This is a genomic window from Rhizobium sp. Root1220 (assembly GCF_001426265.1).
In the GTDB taxonomy this organism is placed as follows: domain Bacteria; phylum Pseudomonadota; class Alphaproteobacteria; order Rhizobiales; family Rhizobiaceae; genus Rhizobium.
Map to the genome: position 1 here is coordinate 43,562 of NZ_LMDG01000007.1, position 17,703 is coordinate 61,264.

17 protein-coding genes are annotated in these 17,703 nt (G+C 60.4%); 8 read left to right on the forward strand and 9 right to left on the reverse strand.

The window, feature by feature from the left end; genetic code table 11:
* Positions 1-46 precede the first annotated feature (46 nt).
* From gatA to ASC90_RS07450, 4 genes are all read right to left on the reverse strand, one after another.
* Positions 47-1,528 carry an Asp-tRNA(Asn)/Glu-tRNA(Gln) amidotransferase subunit GatA gene (gene gatA, locus ASC90_RS07435; protein ID WP_056537823.1) on the reverse strand — a complete coding sequence of 494 codons (1,482 nt, stop codon included), beginning with the start codon at positions 1,526-1,528 and terminating at the stop codon, positions 47-49.
* Between the two features lie 54 nt (positions 1,529-1,582).
* Positions 1,583-1,870, reverse strand: a complete 288-nt coding sequence (gene gatC / locus ASC90_RS07440; RefSeq protein ID WP_056537651.1) for an Asp-tRNA(Asn)/Glu-tRNA(Gln) amidotransferase subunit GatC — start codon at positions 1,868-1,870, stop codon at positions 1,583-1,585.
* A 65-nt stretch (positions 1,871-1,935) separates the two neighbouring features.
* Positions 1,936-2,202, reverse strand: coding sequence for a hypothetical protein (locus ASC90_RS07445; RefSeq protein WP_156392872.1), 267 nt, complete (start codon positions 2,200-2,202; stop codon positions 1,936-1,938).
* 271 nt (positions 2,203-2,473) lie between these two features.
* Positions 2,474-3,178 carry a metal-dependent hydrolase gene (locus ASC90_RS07450; RefSeq protein WP_056537656.1) on the reverse strand — a complete coding sequence of 235 codons (705 nt, stop codon included), beginning with the start codon at positions 3,176-3,178 and terminating at the stop codon, positions 2,474-2,476.
* A 119-nt stretch (positions 3,179-3,297) separates the two neighbouring features.
* On the opposite strand from ASC90_RS07450, the gene ruvX reads away from it, so the two are divergent.
* Positions 3,298-3,792 (forward strand): Holliday junction resolvase RuvX, encoded by a 495-nt coding sequence (gene ruvX, locus ASC90_RS07455; RefSeq protein ID WP_056537658.1) that lies wholly within the window; start codon positions 3,298-3,300, stop codon positions 3,790-3,792.
* Here the strand turns inward: ruvX and ASC90_RS07460 are convergent.
* The 4 genes from ASC90_RS07460 to ASC90_RS07475 form a co-directional block, all read right to left on the reverse strand.
* Positions 3,729-4,061, reverse strand: a complete 333-nt coding sequence (locus tag ASC90_RS07460; RefSeq protein WP_056537661.1) for a DUF6105 family protein — start codon at positions 4,059-4,061, stop codon at positions 3,729-3,731. The genes ruvX and ASC90_RS07460 overlap by 64 nt on opposite strands.
* Before the next feature lie 293 nt (positions 4,062-4,354).
* Positions 4,355-5,017, reverse strand: coding sequence for a TetR/AcrR family transcriptional regulator (locus ASC90_RS07465; RefSeq protein ID WP_056537665.1), 663 nt, complete (start codon positions 5,015-5,017; stop codon positions 4,355-4,357).
* Positions 5,018-5,136: 119 nt separating this feature from the next.
* Positions 5,137-5,784, reverse strand: a complete 648-nt coding sequence (locus ASC90_RS07470; RefSeq protein ID WP_056537668.1) for a GNAT family N-acetyltransferase — start codon at positions 5,782-5,784, stop codon at positions 5,137-5,139.
* Entirely contained in the window at positions 5,784-7,433 is a 1,650-nt protein-coding gene (locus ASC90_RS07475) for an acyl-CoA dehydrogenase family protein (RefSeq protein ID WP_056537671.1), read from the reverse strand. Before ASC90_RS07475 ends, ASC90_RS07470 begins: the two co-directional genes overlap by 1 nt.
* A gap of 181 nt (positions 7,434-7,614) precedes the next feature.
* On the opposite strand from ASC90_RS07475, the gene ASC90_RS07480 reads away from it, so the two are divergent.
* The 4 genes from ASC90_RS07480 to dprA are packed head-to-tail and all read left to right on the forward strand — an operon-like array spanning position 7,615 to position 11,653.
* A complete protein-coding gene (locus ASC90_RS07480; RefSeq protein ID WP_056537674.1) occupies positions 7,615-8,571 on the forward strand; it encodes an aspartate carbamoyltransferase catalytic subunit in 957 nt (318 codons plus the stop codon).
* Positions 8,568-9,857 carry a dihydroorotase gene (locus ASC90_RS07485; protein ID WP_056537685.1) on the forward strand — a complete coding sequence of 430 codons (1,290 nt, stop codon included), beginning with the start codon at positions 8,568-8,570 and terminating at the stop codon, positions 9,855-9,857. Before ASC90_RS07480 ends, ASC90_RS07485 begins: the two co-directional genes overlap by 4 nt.
* A 28-nt stretch (positions 9,858-9,885) precedes the next feature.
* Positions 9,886-10,506 carry a glycerol-3-phosphate 1-O-acyltransferase PlsY gene (gene plsY, locus ASC90_RS07490; RefSeq protein WP_056537687.1) on the forward strand — a complete coding sequence of 207 codons (621 nt, stop codon included), beginning with the start codon at positions 9,886-9,888 and terminating at the stop codon, positions 10,504-10,506.
* Between the two features lies 1 nt (position 10,507).
* On the forward strand, positions 10,508-11,653 hold the full coding sequence (gene dprA / locus ASC90_RS07495; protein ID WP_056537690.1) for a DNA-processing protein DprA: 1,146 nt from the start codon (positions 10,508-10,510) through the stop codon (positions 11,651-11,653).
* Positions 11,654-11,658: 5 nt separating this feature from the next.
* Here dprA and ASC90_RS07500 read toward each other — a convergent pair whose 3' ends face one another.
* Positions 11,659-11,838 (reverse strand): hypothetical protein, encoded by a 180-nt coding sequence (locus ASC90_RS07500; RefSeq protein WP_056537692.1) that lies wholly within the window; start codon positions 11,836-11,838, stop codon positions 11,659-11,661.
* Between the two features lie 256 nt (positions 11,839-12,094).
* On the opposite strand from ASC90_RS07500, the gene topA reads away from it, so the two are divergent.
* The 3 genes from topA to ASC90_RS07515 are packed head-to-tail and all read left to right on the forward strand — an operon-like array spanning position 12,095 to position 17,601.
* Positions 12,095-14,743, forward strand: a complete 2,649-nt coding sequence (topA, locus tag ASC90_RS07505; RefSeq protein WP_056537695.1) for a type I DNA topoisomerase — start codon at positions 12,095-12,097, stop codon at positions 14,741-14,743.
* A 2-nt stretch (positions 14,744-14,745) separates the two neighbouring features.
* The gene (gene rnr / locus ASC90_RS07510) at positions 14,746-17,118 is read left to right on the forward strand and encodes a ribonuclease R (protein WP_056537698.1); all 2,373 of its coding nucleotides are present in this window, start codon (positions 14,746-14,748) and stop codon (positions 17,116-17,118) included.
* Between the two features lie 30 nt (positions 17,119-17,148).
* On the forward strand, positions 17,149-17,601 hold the full coding sequence (locus tag ASC90_RS07515; RefSeq protein ID WP_056537701.1) for a DUF983 domain-containing protein: 453 nt from the start codon (positions 17,149-17,151) through the stop codon (positions 17,599-17,601).
* Positions 17,602-17,703: the final 102 nt, after the last annotated feature.

Sequence of the window (17,703 nt, forward strand, 5' to 3'; positions counted from 1 at the left end):
CAGAGACGGCGCCTCAACGGGCGCCGTTTTTGTCTTTCGAAGAAGCCTACCACCACTTGGCCGGCGTGAATTTTCCAGCGGCCTGCTCGATTACGTGGGCCGTCCTGAAGAGCGTCTCTTCGTCGAACGGTTTGCCGATCAGCTGCAGGCCAAGCGGCAGGCCCTTGTGGTCGAGGCCGGCCGGGACGGCGATGCCCGGCAAACCGGCCATGTTGACCGTTACAGTGAAGATGTCATTCAGGTACATCTTCACTGGATCAGATGCGAGATCCTCGTCGGCGACGCCGAAGGCGGATGACGGCGTTGCCGGTGTGAGGATCGCATCGACGCCTGCATGGAAGGCGAGATCAAAGTCGCGCTTGATCAGCGTGCGGACCTTTTGCGCCTGGATGTAATATGCGTCGTAATACCCGGCCGACAGAACGTAGGTGCCGATCATGATGCGCCGCTTGACTTCCTTGCCGAAGCCGGCGGCGCGGGTCTTCTCGTACATGTCGGCAATGTCCTTGCCGTCGACGCGCAGACCGTAGCGAACGCCGTCATAGCGAGCAAGGTTGGACGACGCTTCGGCGGGCGCGACGATGTAGTAGGCCGGCAGCGCGTATTTCGTGTGCGGCAGCGAGATGTTGACGATCTCAGCACCTGCGTCCCTGAGCCAGGCGATGCCCTGCTGCCAGAGGGTTTCGATCTCCTCCGGCATGCCGTCGATACGGTATTCGTTCGGAATGCCGATCTTCATGCCCTTCAGCGACTGACCGAGGACGGCTTCATAATCCGGCACGGGCAGATCGACCGAAGTGGTGTCCTTGGCATCGACTGATGCCATCGACTTCAGCAGGATCGCGGCATCGCGAACATCGCGGGCGATTGGACCGGCCTGGTCGAGCGAGGATGCGAAGGCGACGGTGCCCCAGCGCGAGCAGCGGCCATAGGTCGGCTTGATGCCGACGGTGCCGGTGAAGGCGGCAGGCTGGCGGATCGAACCGCCGGTGTCGGTGGCCGTGGCCCCGGCGCAGAGATGGGCCGCAACGGCAGCCGCAGAGCCGCCGGAGGAGCCGCCCGGTACCAGCTGCTGGTTGGAACCAGCCGCACGCCACGGATTGATGACGGCGCCGTAGTGTGAGGTTTCGTTGGAAGAGCCCATGGCGAACTCGTCCATGTTGAGCTTGCCGAGCATGACGGCGCCGTCATCCCAGAGGTTCTGGGTGACAGTCGATTCATAGTGCGGCTTGAAGCCGTCCAGGATGTGGCTGCAGGCCTGGGTGTGGATGCCTTCGGTGGCGAAGAGGTCCTTGATGCCGAGCGGAATGCCTTCCAGCTCGCCGCCCTTGCCACCGGCAAGACGCGCATCGGAGGCTTCGGCCATCTGCAACGCCTTTTCCGGCGTGACCTTGATATAGGCATTGAGCTTGTCGTTGGCCGCGTCGATCGCCGAGATATAGGCCTCGGTGAGCTCGGTCGCTTTGATTTCCCTGGCACGCAGCTTGGTGCGGGCTTCGGCAATGGTCAGGCTGGTGAGTTCGCTCATGATGTTTCGCTTCAAATCTGGAATGGCAACGGAGTCGGAAAGCGGCAACAGGCTCTATTCGACGACTTTGGGTACCAGGAAGAAATTCTGATCTGTGACCGGGGCGTTGGAAACGATGTCCGCTGCCTTGCTGCCGTCCGTCACTTGGTCCGTTCGTTTTTTCATCTCCATCGGCGTAACCGAGGTCATGGCTTCGACGCCCTCGACATTCACTTCCGAGAGTTGCTCGACGAAGCCGAGGATGCCATTCAACTCGCCAACCATGCGGTTTGCTTCGTCTTCGGAGACGGCAATACGGGCAAGGCGCGCAACGCGCTTAACGGTGGCAAGGTCGACGGACATGGTCTTCTCCGGATGGGATTTCCCACCCGCTATAAAGGCCATGCCCGCTGTGTGCAACGGGCCAATTAGTTCAAAATCGCATTGCCCAGCAGACGCCTCAGCAGATCATCCATACCGTTAATGATGTCGAAGTTGCTTTGCCTGATAACCCGGTGGCCTTGTCGTTCGCTCTTAGTGCCTCGGGCGTTGCCTTTGGTATGCTTGAGGACCTTCATGTCGGCGATGTTCGGCAGCGGGCGTGCTTCGCGACCACGAAACCAACGGAACGCTTTGAGATTCAAAGCGTCATCGACGAAAATCCAGACAACGCAACCGCTTGGCTTTTCTGCCAATCGCATGCCCTCGCGACTGACTTTCAATATGCCGAGTGACGCTATGATGAGTCGAAACCAGGTCGTACCCTCCCGCGTCAGATTCGCTCTTCAATAACTCCGCATCAAAAATGTTTTGTCGCCAGAGCCTCCGCAGCAGCCCCCTGGCAAAAGGATGCCCGATGATGTTTTCACGCAGCGTCGAGTGAATTGGGTGCTTCGCTCTATCGTCCATAAGAAATGTCCCGCGGCAAGCAGCCACGGGACACAAGCAACGACGAGAAGCGACAATTCAAACCGAAAGGCTGCCGCCCGATTTCATAACCTCAACGGCGGTCTTCGAGCCTTCCATGCCATGGACGAACTTTTCCGGCGTCTGGTCAAGCAGACCGAACGTGCCGAAGTGGCAGGGAATGACCTGCTTGAAGTTGAAGAACCGCTGGCAGGAAAGTGCCGCAACAGCACCTCCCATGGTAAACCGATCGCCAACCGGCACGATGCCGATATCGGGCTGGTGAAGTTCGTTGATCAGGCCCATGTCGGTGAAGATATCGGTGTCACCCATGTGCAGAACCGACATCTCGCCATCGAAATGCATCATCAGACCATTGGCGCTGCCGAGCGAATGGGAAACGCCGTCCTCGGTGATCTGGGCAGAGGAGTGATGCGCCTGCGTCAGGGTTACGCTAAAGCCATCGAAGCCAACCGTGCCGCCGGTTCCGGCCATTTCGAGTTTTTCGACACCGCGATGCCCGAGCCACGCACAGAGGTCGGCATTGGCCAGAACGACTGCGCCGGTCTCCTTGGCGATTTCGACCGTATCGCCGACATGGTCGCCGTGGCCGTGGGTGAGCAGGATGTGCGTGACGCCCTTGATCGCCTCCTTGATGTCCTGACCAGCGAAGCTCGGATTGTGTGTCAGAAACGGGTCGAGGAGGATTTTCGCCTTTCCAGTCTCGATACGGAAAGCCGAGTGACCAAGCCAAGTGATCTTCATGGAGTTTCTCCTTTTATTATGTGATGCAAAAGACTGCTTCGATCGGTATGGACATAACCGATGCAGCCGCAAAGAAAAGCGGCAGCGGCTTCAAATTCTCTTGACGGGATGAAACGACGATGACGGTGCTGACGATCGAGGAACTGGCCGCGGCGCTTCGACCGGGAGAGGCAATTGCCGGCCTCGATCTCGGCACGAAAACGATCGGGCTCTCCATGTCCGATCTCGGACGGCGGTTCTCGACGCCGAGGCCGGTCATCAAGCGGGAGAAATTCACGATCGACGCCGAAACGCTGCTGGCGTTTGCGGCCAAGGAAAAGGTCTCCGGCTTCATCATAGGCTTGCCGATGAACATGGATGGATCGGCCGGGCCGCGTGTCCAGGCAACACGAGCGTTCGTGCGGAACATGGAGCAGAAGACCGCCCTTCCCTTTACCTATTGGGACGAGCGGCTGTCGACGGTTGCCGCCGAACGGGCGCTACTGGAGATGGACGTGTCGCGTGCCAAGCGGGCCGAGCGCATCGATTCGGCAGCTGCGAGCTTTATCCTTCAGGGGGCTCTGGACAGGTTGTCCTTGTTATCGAGAACAGCGCCGGACGACTTCGAGGCCTGACGCGACTGCCACCAGGCGATAATCCTCTTCCGCTTGCGAAATGCAAGAATGGCGAAGACGACCAGACTATCAACGGCGATAGCACGCGCGACCAGTGGCGGAATAGTTTCAGGAGGAATACCGAGAACCTTGCCGTAGATCTGGAACGTCAAATCGTGCACCTGCCGGCTCAGCATGAAGATGCCGAAATTCATGTCGTAGTAGGAAAGCCAGTACCAGCCCGCCAAAAAAGCAATCGGCCCGGCCCAGAAGATCAGGAACCACTTCATGCGGTCGCCCCTCTTTCTCGTTTGGCGAATGTCGGCTCAAGCGAGACCAGCCACGTCGACAACGCCATGAAACCAAGAACCAGCGCTGGCACTGCGATATCCAACGCGAGTACAGCGAAAAACATCATCGCGGCTACAAGGAACGCGATTCTCGCGATTTTGGTTCCCATAGTTCCAGACACTCTAAACCCTTGGACTGGCTTGCACCGTGTCTTCTTAACGTCTGAGGCGCAACGTAAACCATTTGTTAAGGTTAACAGCCGTGCCGCCGTCTGTGGAAAGGTGATCCTTCTCTAGCCGTAGACACCGCGAACGATCCGCTTCAGCGCGGTGGCAGCCTTTTCCCAATCCTTCGGCGTCTTCAGCGAGAGGCCGGCGCACTGCCCTCCGGCTGATGCCGAAAGCACGAGGTGCTGGATCGCGGCAATTACAATTGCGTTGACCGCAACGGCATCGATGCCTTTTGGCGGCGCCAGCGATCCGCGCATGCGCTCCAGCCAGTTGGCCAGGGCTTTCGAGCGAGCCTCGGAAAGCCGCCGCACCTGCTCGGTATTCTCCGACACTTCCCAGGCGACGATGCGCCGGACCAGTGGGTCGTCGCGCAAAGCTTCGAGAAAGAGCAGTGAAAGGCGCTCCATCAGATCGCCATAGGTCAACAAGAACATACCGCCGGTATCTTCGGGGATGCGATCCTTGACCCAGGTGCCGAGATCCGCGCCGATTGCCTCCACGAGCCCGTTCAATCCTCCGTAATAGCGGTAGATCAACTGCTTGTCGCAACCGGCACGACGGGCGACCGCATTGATGCCGAAATTCTGGAAACCTTCCTCTGCCAGCAACGACTTCGCCGCTTTCAGGATTGCCTTTTCCGTCGCACCGCGGTCGCGCACACGCTTTTCGGGCTCGGCGCGCGTCGCACCGGCAATCGGAGTCAAAACCAGAGGATCATTCAGCATCAGGGATTCGGTCCGAATTGTCACTTGCCGGTGAGTAGCAACGCCATTTCGAACCGGCAACGCGCAAGCGCCGGAAAGATTGTGGACAGTTCATTTGCGTGCACGGCAATTCGACATTGTCACCAATTGGCGACAGCGTGCGGGCAGCCTCGGAGCACCTGCCCAAACCAGACTGTTCGATCGGAAGCCGCAACCAGCGGCGGTTCCAGTCGCGTGAATCCGCGCGAGCCCCAGAAGCGCAACGCGTTGTGATTGCCAGCATTTGCGCCGAGATGCACGCCCTTGACGCCGGCCTTGCGAGCTTTCGACAGCCACAGATCGAGAAGCTTCGTTCCCATCCCCTGCCCTTGCAATCGCGGTAACAGGTTCATATGGATATGGGCGGGAAAGGCGACTACCACTGCGGCCGGTACCTGAGAGGGATGGTGGATTGCGGCGATACGCTTCTGATCCTCATCCCAAAGCGCCGGGTCGCCCTGCGGATCCGGATAGGTATTGCGCAGCGCCGGCCACCAGTCGCGTTCAAGCTGCGCCTCGAAAGCAGTCGTGTCGAAAACGCCGACAACATATCCCGCTACGCCTTCGGCATCCTCAGCCACAAAGGCTGTCTGCGGACTGAGCCGCACATAGGGAGCGGAATAGATGTGGCCGATCAGTTTGCCGTCGCGATGCAGCGCAGACGCATCCCTGCCGGAATCACCCGTCACCAGCGAGATTTCGTAGATCTGCTCGAGATCGCCAGCCTCAACCGCACGCAACGTCGTCATCATGTCGCCGGCGGGTAGAGCAGGTCGACGATGTAGCTGGCGTCGAAGCGCGAATCGAGCATACCGTAGGTCGAACGCCAACCGCCTGCGAGGCGAGTTTCGATGAAGGCGTCGGCGATGCGCCCTGCGCCAAGGCGATAGAGTTCCGCGGCTCCGGCTGCGAGCGCCAGCTGTTCCACGAGAAGGCGGGCAGCCCCTTCGTCACGCTCGCAGAGCGCCATTGCGGCACGCAGCACGTCGATGGTCTTCTTGCCCGCCGGGCCGAGATCCCGTGCCAGACCTGCAAAGACCGTTTCGAAGAGATCCTTTCCACGGTTCAGGATGCGCAGCACATCGAGCGCCATGACATTGCCGGAGCCTTCCCAGATCGCATTGACCGGAGCCTCACGATAATGCCGGGCAATCGGGCGCTCCTCGATGTAGCCACTACCGCCGATGCACTCCATCGCCTCATAGATCAGCGCCGGTGCGATCTTGCAGCACCAGTACTTGGCAACCGGCGTCATGACCCTGGCATAGGCCGCCTCTTCGGCGCTGCCGCGTGCCTTGTCGAAGGCATCGGCAAGTCGGAAAGAAAGCGCCGTCGCGGCTGCGACGTCGAGGGCCATGTCGGCAAGCACGCGCGTCATGATCGGCTGGCTGACGAGCATCTTGCCGAAGACGCTGCGGCCGCGGGTGTGGTGGACGGCTTCCGCCAGCGATGCGCGCATGATGCCGGACGAGGCCAGCGCGCAGTCGAGGCGCGTCAACGTCACCATGTCGAGAATGGTGCGGATGCCGGCGTCAGAACCGCCGAGCAGGAAACCGAAGGTGTCGCTGAATTCGACTTCGGCCGAAGCGTTGGAGCGGTTGCCGACTTTGTCCTTGAGCCGCTGGAACTGCAGGCCGTTTGCGGAGCCGTCCTCCAGCAGCCGAGGTACGAGGAAGCAACCCATGCCGTCCTTGGTCTGCGCCAGCATGATGAATGCGTCGCTCATGGGCGCCGACATGAACCATTTGTGGCCGGACAGGCGGTAGATGCCTTCGCTTACCTTCTCGGCGCTCGTCGTGTTCGAGCGGACATCGGTACCGCCCTGTTTTTCCGTCATACCCATGCCGATCGTCACGGCCGACTTCTGCATGGCGGGCTTGTTGGCCGAATCGTATTTGCGAGAGAGAATCTTTGGCGCCCAGTCCTTCTGCACGGCAGGCGAGGCCGAAAGCGCGGCAACCGATGCGCTGGTCATTGTAAGCGGGCAAAGGTGACCGGTTTCCAGCTGCGCCGTCAGATAGAAACGCGCCGCGCGAATCTTGTGGGCCTGATCCTTCGCTTCGGGATCCGCCTGCGGATCCCATACCGAGGAATGGAGACCAACCGACATCGAGCGACGCATGAGAGCGTGCCAGGCCGGATGGAACTCGACGACGTCAAGCCGCTCGCCGCGCGGGCCGTGCGTGCGCAGCTGCGGCGCGCCCTGATTGGCCATTCTGGCCAATTCCTGCGCCTCCGGCGAGGTTGCGTAGCGACCCATGTTGTCCAAGTCGTCACGGATGCCGCGCGGCAATGCGCCAGTCAGGTCGACGATCAGCGGATCGGACCTGTAGGCGTTGATACCAGACCAAAGGCTAGGCTGGTTGAGTTTAGCGAGTTTCTCTTCGGCGGGGGTCATGAATCGCTTCTAGTGCAAGAGACAGGCAAAAGGAAACCGGAAGTTACGATTTCGAGTCACCCTGCTTTAGCGGAATTCCGGCAAAATTGCAGTGGGACAGAGGCCTTTGCCCACAGCGCATGCTTGCCGCCGCCTCGCTCACTCTTTATAGAGCCCGCTGACGACAGCAAGAGGCAGGTTCATGGTCTTCTTCCCCCACCGCCACCTCATCGGTATCAAAGGGCTCACAGAGCAGGATATCACCCTTCTCCTCGATAAAGCCGACGAGGCCGTCAAGATCAGCCGGCAGAGAGAAAAGAAGACGTCGACGCTGAGAGGCCTGACGCAAATCAATCTGTTCTTCGAGGCCTCGACGCGCACGCAAGCTTCGTTCGAGTTGGCCGGTAAGCGGCTCGGCGCCGACGTCATGAACATGTCGGTCGGCAATTCGTCGGTGAAAAAGGGCGAGACGCTGATCGATACGGCGATGACGCTCAACGCCATGCGGCCGGACGTGCTGGTGATCCGCCATTCGAGCGCCGGTGCTGCCGCCCTGCTCGCCCAGAAGGTCTCCTGCTCGGTGATCAATGCCGGCGACGGCCAGCACGAGCATCCGACCCAGGCGCTGCTCGACGCCCTGACGATCCGCCGTGCCAGGGGCAAGCTCTCCCGCATCATCGTCGCAATCTGCGGCGACGTGCTGCATTCGCGCGTGGCGCGGTCGAACATCCTGCTCCTCAACGCGATGGGCGCACGCGTCCGCGTCGTCGCGCCCGCAACCCTGCTACCGGCAGGCATCGCCGACATGGGCGTCGAGGTCTTTCATTCGATGAAGGAAGGCCTGAAGGACGCGGACGTGGTGATGATGCTGCGCCTGCAGCGCGAGCGCATGTCCGGCGCTTTCGTGCCTTCGGTACGGGAATACTTCCACTTCTACGGGCTCGACGCCGAGACGCTGAAGGCGGCGAAGGATGATGCGCTGGTCATGCATCCGGGGCCGATGAACCGCGGCGTCGAGATTGCCTCCGAGGTCGCGGACGGGCCGCAGAGCGTGATTGCCGAACAGGTGGAAATGGGTGTCGCGGTCCGCATGGCCGTGATGGAGACGTTGCTTGTCTCGCAAAATCAGGGTCCTCGCACCGAAGGAGCCGGCGCATGAGCAACTCGATCGTCCTCAAGAACGTTCGCATTGTCGACCCGTCGCGGAACCTCGATGAAATGGGAACGATCGTCGTCAAGGATGGCGTGATCATCGCGTCGGGCAAGGACGCGCAGAACCAGCAAGCACCCGAAGGTGCGACGGTTCGTGACTGCACGGGGCTCGTCGCAGCGCCGGGCCTTGTCGATGCACGCGTGCATATTGGCGAACCTGGTGCCGAGCATCGCGAGACCATCGCGTCGGCAAGTCGGGCAGCAGCGACCGGCGGTGTCACCTCGATCATCATGATGCCGGATACAGATCCCGTCATTGACGACATCGCGCTCGTGGAGTTCGTCAAGAAGACGGCGAAGGACAAGGCGCTGGTGAACGTCTATCCGGCGGCGGCGATCACCAAGCATCTGGCCGGTGAAGAGATGACCGAGATCGGCATGCTGATGGAAGCAGGCGCTGTCGCATTCACCGACGGCAGGTCCAGTGTGCACGACACGCAGGTTCTGCGCCGCGTCATGACCTACGCGCGCGAATTTGGCGCCGTGATCTCGTGCGAGACTCGAGACAAGTATCTCGGTGCTACCGGCGTCATGCACGAGGGACTGTTTGCAAGCTGGCTTGGGTTGGGGGGCATTCCCAAGGAAGCAGAATTGATACCGCTCGAACGTGACCTTCGCATCGCCAAGCTGACACGCGGCAATTATCACGCCGCCATGATCTCGGTACCGGAATCGGTCGAGGCGATCGAACTCGCCAAGAGCCGCGGCGCGACTGTCACCTGCGGCATCTCCATCAACAATCTGGCGCTCAACGAGAACGACATCGGCGAGTATCGCACCTTCTTCAAGCTCTACCCGCCGCTGCGCTCGGAAGATGATCGCGTAGCGATGGTGGATGCACTGGCAAGGGGCGCAATCGACATCATCGTGTCGTCACATGATCCGCAGGACGTCGACACGAAGCGCCTGCCCTTCGGCGAGGCAGCGGATGGCGCAGTCGGTCTTGAGACGATGCTGGCGGCCGCCCTTCGTCTCTATCACAGCGATCAGGTGAGCTTGATGCGCCTTATCGACGCGATGTCGACACGTCCTGCTCAGATCTTCGGGCTCGATGCAGGAACGCTAAAGCCGGGTGCCAAGGCGGACATCGCATTGATAGACTTGGACGAACCATGGCTTGTCTCAAAAGAGACGCTCCTGTCACGATCGAAGAATACACCCTTCGAGGATGCGCGCTTTAGCGGACGGGCCGTTGCGACCTACGTCGCCGGCGAGCTCGTTCATCAGATATAAGGCACAGAAGACGGACTAAGAGGGGAATATGGTCTCTGATCTCATGACGTGGCAGATCACGCTGCCGATCGCACTCGTCGCAGCCGTTATCGGGTATCTGCTCGGCTCCATCCCCTTTGGACTGTTGCTGACCCGTGCGGCCGGTCTTGGCGATGTGCGCAGCATCGGTTCCGGCAATATCGGCGCAACCAACGTGCTGCGAACCGGCAACAAGAAGCTTGCCGCCGCGACCCTGTTGCTTGATGCGCTGAAAGCATCCGCTGCAGCATGGATCGTCGGCTATCTCTTCGGTGCTGAAGCGGCGCTGATCGCCGGCTTGTTCGCGTTCCTGGGGCACCTGTTCCCGGTGTGGATCGGTTTCAAGGGCGGCAAGGGTGTGGCAACCTATATCGGCACGCTGCTTGGCGTTGCGCCGGTTATGGTGCTTGTCTTCGCCGCGGTCTGGCTCGCGACGGCGTTGACGACGCGGTACTCGTCGCTTTCAGCGCTGGTTGCAATGCTTGTCATTCCGGTTGCATTGTGGATACTAGGCGCAGAAAAGGTTGCAGCTGTGATGGCGATCATGAGTGCAATTTCCTACTGGAAGCACAAAGCCAACATCGCCCGCCTGATGAGCGGGACTGAAAGCAAGATCGGGGCTAAGGGATAGAATGGACGCACTCAGCGCAAGGCCAAGAGGAATTGCGCTGACGGAACGGCAACGGATCGCGTGGCTGCGCCTCATCCGTTCAGACAACGTCGGGCCCGCGACCTTTCGCGATCTGATCAACCATTTCGGTTCAGCGGAGGCAGCCTTGGCGGCACTTCCCGAGCTTTCGGCACGAGGCGGTGCCACACGGGCGATCAGGATCGCAACCGACGGCGAGGCGCACCGGGAATTGGAAATCGCCAACAAATTCGGCGCGCGTTTCGTCGGCATCGGCGAACCCGAATATCCGACAACATTAAAGCAGATCGACGGCGCACCACCCCTCCTCGCGGTCAAGGGCGACCTCGCGATATCGTCGCAACCGGCAGCCGGTGTTGTGGGCTCCCGAAATGCATCCATCAGCGGCGCCAAGTTTGCAGCGATGATTGCACGCGACTGCGGGCGCGCAGGCTACGCGATCGTATCCGGTCTTGCCCGCGGCATAGATACGGCGGCCCATCGGGCGAGCCTCGATACAGGAACGATCGCCGCGATGGCCGGCGGACTGGACCAGCCATACCCGCCGGAAAATGCCGGCTTGCTCGAAGAGATCTGGAGCGGCAACGGCCTGGCCGTCAGTGAGATGCCGTTTGGGTGGGAACCCCGCGCACGTGACTTTCCTCGTCGAAACCGGCTGATAGCGGGCATTGCGCTCGGCGTTGTTGTCGTGGAAGCGGCGACACGCTCTGGTTCCCTGATCACCGCAAGGCTCGCGGGCGATTTTGGACGGCTGGTGTTTGCCGTGCCGGGTTCACCGCTCGATCCGCGCTGTCACGGCACCAACGGTCTGCTGAAGGACGGCGCAATGATTGTCACGGCGGCGGGCGATGTCGTAGAGGCTCTCGCGCCGATTTCACAGCTCGAGCTGTTTTCGATGCCCGTTGCCGAAGAGCCGGAACGCGGCGGCGCGCCGATCATGCCGGCCGTTGAATCCGATCGCGCCAGGATCGCCGACGCGCTTGGCCCAACTCCCGTCGAGATTGACGACATCATCCGCCATACCGGCATTGCAGCATCGTCTGTCTATCTTGTGCTTCTGGAACTTGATCTTGCCGGCCGTCTGCATCGGCACGCTGGCGGGTTCGTCTCCCTTGCGATGGACGCATGAGCCATTTACATGCGGGCATGCAGATCACCCGCCTCGACATAGGCCATTTCTATCAGATAGCAAAGCATGTCGGCGTTCTCCCTTTCCGCCACCTGCCGCAACTCAGCGAGCATCTGCTTGACGAAAGCGATGTTCTCACGAGCGCTCGAGCGCCCGGTATCCTTCTTTGCGAACTTCGCCACCATGGATTAATCTCTGGGAAGGAGAAAAGCTGGCTTGCGGCCAACACGAACCTAACTCAGAAAACGATAACGCATTTATCATAAATTGCAATATGTCTTATATCTCGCATTGGTTGCATCACGTTGCAAACCGTAAAAATGCTAGCAAGCCACTTGACCGAAACGATTTCACTGTCCATGTCGGAGAACCGGTTAGCATGACACGGCGGCGTTTTTGTCTGCTTATCCGCCTGCCGACACCCTTTTTTAGAGAATCATGATGAATGTTGTAGTGGTGGAATCGCCTGCCAAGGCAAAGACGATCAACAAGTATCTGGGACCCGGATACAAGGTGCTCGCCTCCTTCGGCCACGTTCGCGATCTACCTGCCAAGGACGGTTCGGTACTTCCCGACCAGGATTTCGAAATGCTCTGGGAGGTCGACAGCGCCTCGGCCAAGCGCATGAAGGATATCGCCGACGCGGTGAAATCCTCCGACGGCCTGTTCCTTGCGACCGACCCGGATCGCGAAGGTGAAGCGATTTCATGGCACGTGCTAGACATGCTGAACAAGAAGCGCGTCCTGAACGGCAAAACCGTCAAACGGGTGGTTTTCAACGCGATCACCAAGAAGGCCGTGCTCGATGCGATGGCCGACCCGCGTGATATCGACGTGCCACTGGTCGACGCCTACCTTGCGCGACGCGCCCTCGACTACCTCGTCGGCTTCAACCTGTCTCCCGTGCTTTGGCGCAAGCTGCCCGGCGCACGCTCGGCGGGACGTGTCCAGTCCGTTGCCCTGCGCCTTGTCTGCGACCGTGAGTCGGAGATCGAACGCTTCATATCCGAAGAATACTGGAACATCTCGGCGCTGCTGAAGACGCCGCGCGGTGACGAATTCCAAGCCAAGCTGGTTGCGGCAAATGGCAAGCGGTTGCAGGCGCGTTCGATCGGGAACGGCGACGATGCCGGCAGTCTGAAGGCCCTGCTTGAAGGCGCTTCCTATGTCGTCGATACGGTCGAGGCAAAGCCCGTAAAACGCAACCCCGGACCACCGTTCACCACCTCCACATTGCAGCAGGCCGCCTCGTCCAAGCTGGGCTTTTCGGCTTCGCGCACAATGCAGGTCGCACAGAAGCTTTACGAAGGCTTCGACATCGGCGGCGAGACCGTCGGTTTGATCACCTATATGAGAACCGACGGCGTACAGATGGCGCCCGAAGCGATCGATGCGGCGCGAGACGCCATTGTCGATCAGTTCGGCCAGCGTTATCTGCCGGAGAAAGCGCGTTTCTATTCGACCAAGGCCAAGAATGCACAGGAAGCCCACGAGGCGATCCGTCCGACGGATTTCAATCGCTCTCCGGATCGTGTGCGTCAGTATCTCGATGCCGACCAGGTCAGGCTTTATGACCTGATCTGGAAGCGCGGCATTGCCAGCCAGATGGCGTCGGCCGAGATCGAGCGCACTACGGCCGAGATCACTGCTGACAACAACGGCGAGAAGGCCGGCCTTCGCGCTGTCGGTTCGGTCATTCGCTTCGATGGCTTCATTGCCGCCTACACAGACCAGAAGGAAGACGGCGAACAGAGCGACGATGGCGACGAGGATGGCCGCCTGCCGGAGATCAATGCCCGCGAAAACCTTGCCAAGCAGAAGATCAATTCGACACAGCACTTCACCGAACCGCCGCCGCGCTATTCGGAAGCCACCCTTATCAAGAAGATGGAAGAACTCGGCATCGGTCGCCCTTCCACTTACGCGGCTACGCTGGCAACACTGCGTGACCGAGAGTATGTGACAATCGACAAGCGCAAGCTGATCCCGCAAGCCAAGGGCCGACTGGTGACGGCTTTCCTCGAAAGCTTCTTCACCAAGTACGTCGAGTACGACTTCACGGCCGATCTGGAGGAGAAGCTCGACCGGATTTCGGCTGGCGAACTGAACTGGAAGCAGGTGCTGCGCGATTTCTGGAAGGATTTCTTCTCCCAGATCGAAGACACCAAGGAACTGCGCGTCACCAACGTTCTCGACTCGCTCAACGAAGCGCTGGCACCCCTTGTCTTCCCGAAGCGCGAGGATGGCGGCGATCCGCGAATCTGTCAGGTTTGCGGCACCGGCAACCTTTCGTTGAAGCTTGGCAAATACGGCGCGTTCGTCGGTTGCTCGAACTATCCTGAGTGCAATTATACGCGGCAGCTTTCTTCAGAGGGTGGCGCGGAGGCCGACGGCGGAGGCCTCAACGAACCAAAGAACCTGGGCACCGACCCGGTGACTGGCGAGGAACTGACGCTGCGCTCAGGCCGCTTCGGTCCTTATATCCAGCGCGGCGACGGCAAAGAGGCGAAGCGCGCCTCGTTGCCGAAGGGGTGGAAACCTGAAGACATCGACTACGAAAAGGCGATGGCGCTGATTTCGCTACCCCGCGATATCGGCAAGCATCCGGAATCAGGCAAGATGATCTCGTCGGGAATCGGGCGCTACGGACCGTTCCTTTTGCACGACGGCTCATACGCCAATCTCGAGACAGTCGAGGACGTCTTCTCGGTCGGGCTCAACCGTGCGGTGACCGTGATCGCCGAGAAGGCGAGCAAAGGGCCAGGTGGACGAACGGCTGCTGTTGCGTTGAAGGAACTCGGCGACCATCCGGATGGCGGCGGCGCAATTACCGTGCGCGACGGCAAATACGGCCCCTACGTCAACTGGGGCAAGGTCAATGCAACGCTGCCGAAGGGCACCGACCCGCAAGGCCTGACCGTCGAGGAGGCACTGGTGCTGATCGCTGCCAAGGCCGGCAAGCCGCCTGTTGCCAAGGGCAAAGCGAAGCCCAAAGCCAAGGCGGCGGCAACCGACACCAAAGCCACGAAGACGGCGGCAAAACCCAAAGCGACGAAAGCCAAGGCGCCCGCGAAATCGAAGAAGAGCTGAGAGTGAGCAGGATCCCGCGCGAAAAGACAGGAAGCATGGGCAAGCGTCCCGCCAAGATCGGGCGTGCCGGCAGCGAGCCTGCTGTCGAGACGCTGATCAGTGCCCATGGCGCCCTGCCGTCACGAGAAGTGATCCTGCGTTTCATCGCCGATCACCCGCAGAAGGCCTCGAAGCGCGAACTCGCCAAGGCTTTTGGGCTTAAGGGCGAGAGCCGCGTGGAACTCAAGCACATCCTGCGTGAGCTTGAACAAGAGGGCATGCTTCAGAAGACGCGCAAATCGCTAATCCGGCCGGGCGCACTGCCACCGGTAACGGTGCTAGATATCACGACGCGCGACAAGGACGGCGAACTGATCGGCCGTCCGGCTGAATGGCCGGATGAGCAGGGCGTGGCTCCGGCGGTTGCCATCCGGCAGTCGAGTTCTCCCGCAGGACGCAACGGCAAGGGCAAAGCGCCCGTTGCGGGCATGGGCGATCGGGTCCTCGCGAAGATCTTCCCGGCTACCGATCGCGGCGGCCCGGCCTACACCGCCCGCATCATCAAGATTCTCGACAAGCGCCGCACCGCGAGCATGGGCGTTTTCAAGGAGGCACCGGGTGGTGCCGGACGCCTGCTGCCGATCGAAAGGCGCGGCGAAGAGATGGTGATCGACCCGGATTACACGGGCGGCGCCAAGGACGGCGACCTCGTCGAAGTCGAGGTTGCACGCCTTGGCCGCTTCGGGCTTCCGCGTGCCAAGGTCCTGTCGGTCGTCGGTTCCGTCGGCTCGGAAAAGGCGATCTCTATGATCGCGATCCATGCGCACGGTATCCCGCATGTCTTCCCGCCGGCTGTCGTTGCCGAGGCCGATGACGCAAGGCCCGCGACAATGTCACATCGCGAGGACTGGCGCAGCGTTCCGCTTATCACCATCGATCCCGCTGACGCCAAGGACCACGACGATGCGGTCTATGCCGAATCAGACCCCTCGCCCGACAATGTCGACGGCGTTATCGTCAACGTCGCGATTGCCGACGTTTCCTACTACGTCCGCCCGAACTCGCCGCTCGACCGTGAAGCACTGAAGCGCGGCAATTCCGTGTACTTCCCGGACCGGGTCGTACCGATGTTGCCCGAGCGCATTTCGAACGATCTCTGCTCTCTGAGAGAAGGCCAGGACCGCCCTGCTTTGGCCGTACGCATGGTGTTTTCGAAGGAGGGCCGCAAGATTGGCCACACCTTCCATCGTGTAATGATGAAGAGCGCGGCCAAGCTTTCCTACCAGCAGGCGCAGGCGGCGATCGACGGACAGCCAGACGACAAGACTGGACCACTGCTCGAACCGATCCTGAAGCCGCTATGGCACGCCTACAAGGTGATGACGCGCGGCCGCGAACGGCGTCAGCCGCTCGAACTCGACATGCCGGAGCGCAAGATCCTGTTGAAGCCGGACGGCACAGTCGACCGTGTCTTCGTGCCACCACGTCTCGACGCGCACAAGCTGATCGAGGAGATGATGATCCAGGCAAACGTTTCGGCAGCCGAAACGCTGGAGAAGAAGAAGCAGCCACTGATCTACCGTATCCATGACGGGCCGACACTCGCCAAGCAGGAGATCCTGCGCGAGTTTTTGGCCACGCTTGGTATTTCCTTGGCCAAGGGCGGTAATATGCGCTCCAACAATTTCAACATCATTCTCGAGAAGGCGCAGGATACCCCGCATCAGACGATGGTCAACGAGATGGTGCTGCGCTCGCAGAGCCAAGCGATCTACAGCCCGGAAAACATCGGGCACTTTGGCCTGAACCTGATGAAATACGCGCACTTCACCTCGCCGATCCGTCGCTACGCCGATCTGATTGTCCATCGTGCGCTCGTCGGGTCGCTCGGCTTCGGCGAAGGTGGCATTAACCCTGATGAGGAAGCGACGCTGGATGATATCGCTGCCGAGATCTCTACCTTCGAACGCCGCGCCATGGCTGCCGAGCGCGAGACCGTGGATCGACTGATAGCCCACCATCTGGCTGGTCGAGTCGGCGAGGAATTCGCAGGACGCGTGTCAGGTGTGACGAAATCGGGACTATTTGTCGCCCTGCCGGACTATGGAGCCGACGGCTTCGTTCCTATATCTACGCTCGGAACGGACTACTTCATCTATGATGAGGCGCATCAAGCGTTGTCGGGGGAAAAGACCGGCCTCGGCTACCGACTGGGCGACGGCGTCACTGTCAAGCTCGCGGAAGCCATTCCGCTCGCCGGCGCGCTTCGCTTCGAGATGATCAGCGAAGGGCGGAAGATGCCGACCGCTGTACGTTCGTTCCACAAGGCGGGCCGGCGCGATGCAAACGCGGCGCGCAAAAAGGCCGGAACAAGGCCGCCAAGAGGGCGGCGATAGGCGTGTAGGGCGCCGGAAAAGGAAACGACCATGACCACCCCAAGCGACCTGACCATCCAATACGGAGGAAGCGAAGAGGTGGAACGTCCGCTCGGCCGTTCTATTGGTCGCGGCATGCTCAACCGCTGCCCCGCCTGCGGTAGAGGCAAGCTTTTTCGTCGGTTCCTGAAGCCGGTCGACAATTGCGCCGCCTGCGGCGAGGCTATGCATCATCATCGCTCCGACGATCTTCCGCCGTATCTGACGATCGTGGTCATCGGCCACATTATCATCGCCGGCTACATGATGACTGATCTCGTCTGGCCGATGCCGCTTTGGCTCACCTTCACGATCTGGGCGCCGATCACACTACTGGCCACCCTGCTAGTCATCCAGCCGATCAAGGGCGGCGTTATCGGCCTGCAATGGGCGATGAAGATGCACGGCTTCGGGGGACACAGCGGCGATCACGACGAGTATGAAATCCCCGGTCGCCGACGTTAGGCGATCCTTCACCATCACGACACATTTCGCGTGTAGTGGGCAACGCTCAAATGCGCCGCGGCTCTTGCGTCCGCGGCGATACGTCCGATTGCGTTTCAATGG

What these genes read in the sequence shown, in the direction of transcription:
- ASC90_RS07485 (WP_056537685.1), top strand. Translation starts at nt 8,568, where the DNA reads ATGAGCAACTCGATCGTCCTCAAGAACGTTCGCATTGTCGACCCGTCG.
- ASC90_RS07465 (WP_056537665.1), bottom strand. Translation starts at nt 5,017, where the DNA reads ATGCTGAATGATCCTCTGGTTTTGACTCCGATTGCCGGTGCGACGCGC.
- ASC90_RS07450 (WP_056537656.1), bottom strand. Translation starts at nt 3,178, where the DNA reads ATGAAGATCACTTGGCTTGGTCACTCGGCTTTCCGTATCGAGACTGGA.
- ruvX (WP_056537658.1), top strand. Translation starts at nt 3,298, where the DNA reads ATGACGGTGCTGACGATCGAGGAACTGGCCGCGGCGCTTCGACCGGGA.
- gatC (WP_056537651.1), bottom strand. Translation starts at nt 1,870, where the DNA reads ATGTCCGTCGACCTTGCCACCGTTAAGCGCGTTGCGCGCCTTGCCCGT.
- ASC90_RS07500 (WP_056537692.1), bottom strand. Translation starts at nt 11,838, where the DNA reads ATGGTGGCGAAGTTCGCAAAGAAGGATACCGGGCGCTCGAGCGCTCGT.
- plsY (WP_056537687.1), top strand. Translation starts at nt 9,886, where the DNA reads ATGGTCTCTGATCTCATGACGTGGCAGATCACGCTGCCGATCGCACTC.
- ASC90_RS07515 (WP_056537701.1), top strand. Translation starts at nt 17,149, where the DNA reads ATGACCACCCCAAGCGACCTGACCATCCAATACGGAGGAAGCGAAGAG.
- ASC90_RS07475 (WP_056537671.1), bottom strand. Translation starts at nt 7,433, where the DNA reads ATGACCCCCGCCGAAGAGAAACTCGCTAAACTCAACCAGCCTAGCCTT.
- topA (WP_056537695.1), top strand. Translation starts at nt 12,095, where the DNA reads ATGAATGTTGTAGTGGTGGAATCGCCTGCCAAGGCAAAGACGATCAAC.
- dprA (WP_056537690.1), top strand. Translation starts at nt 10,508, where the DNA reads ATGGACGCACTCAGCGCAAGGCCAAGAGGAATTGCGCTGACGGAACGG.
- ASC90_RS07470 (WP_056537668.1), bottom strand. Translation starts at nt 5,784, where the DNA reads ATGACGACGTTGCGTGCGGTTGAGGCTGGCGATCTCGAGCAGATCTAC.
- ASC90_RS07480 (WP_056537674.1), top strand. Translation starts at nt 7,615, where the DNA reads ATGGTCTTCTTCCCCCACCGCCACCTCATCGGTATCAAAGGGCTCACA.
- ASC90_RS07460 (WP_056537661.1), bottom strand. Translation starts at nt 4,061, where the DNA reads ATGAAGTGGTTCCTGATCTTCTGGGCCGGGCCGATTGCTTTTTTGGCG.
- gatA (WP_056537823.1), bottom strand. Translation starts at nt 1,528, where the DNA reads ATGAGCGAACTCACCAGCCTGACCATTGCCGAAGCCCGCACCAAGCTG.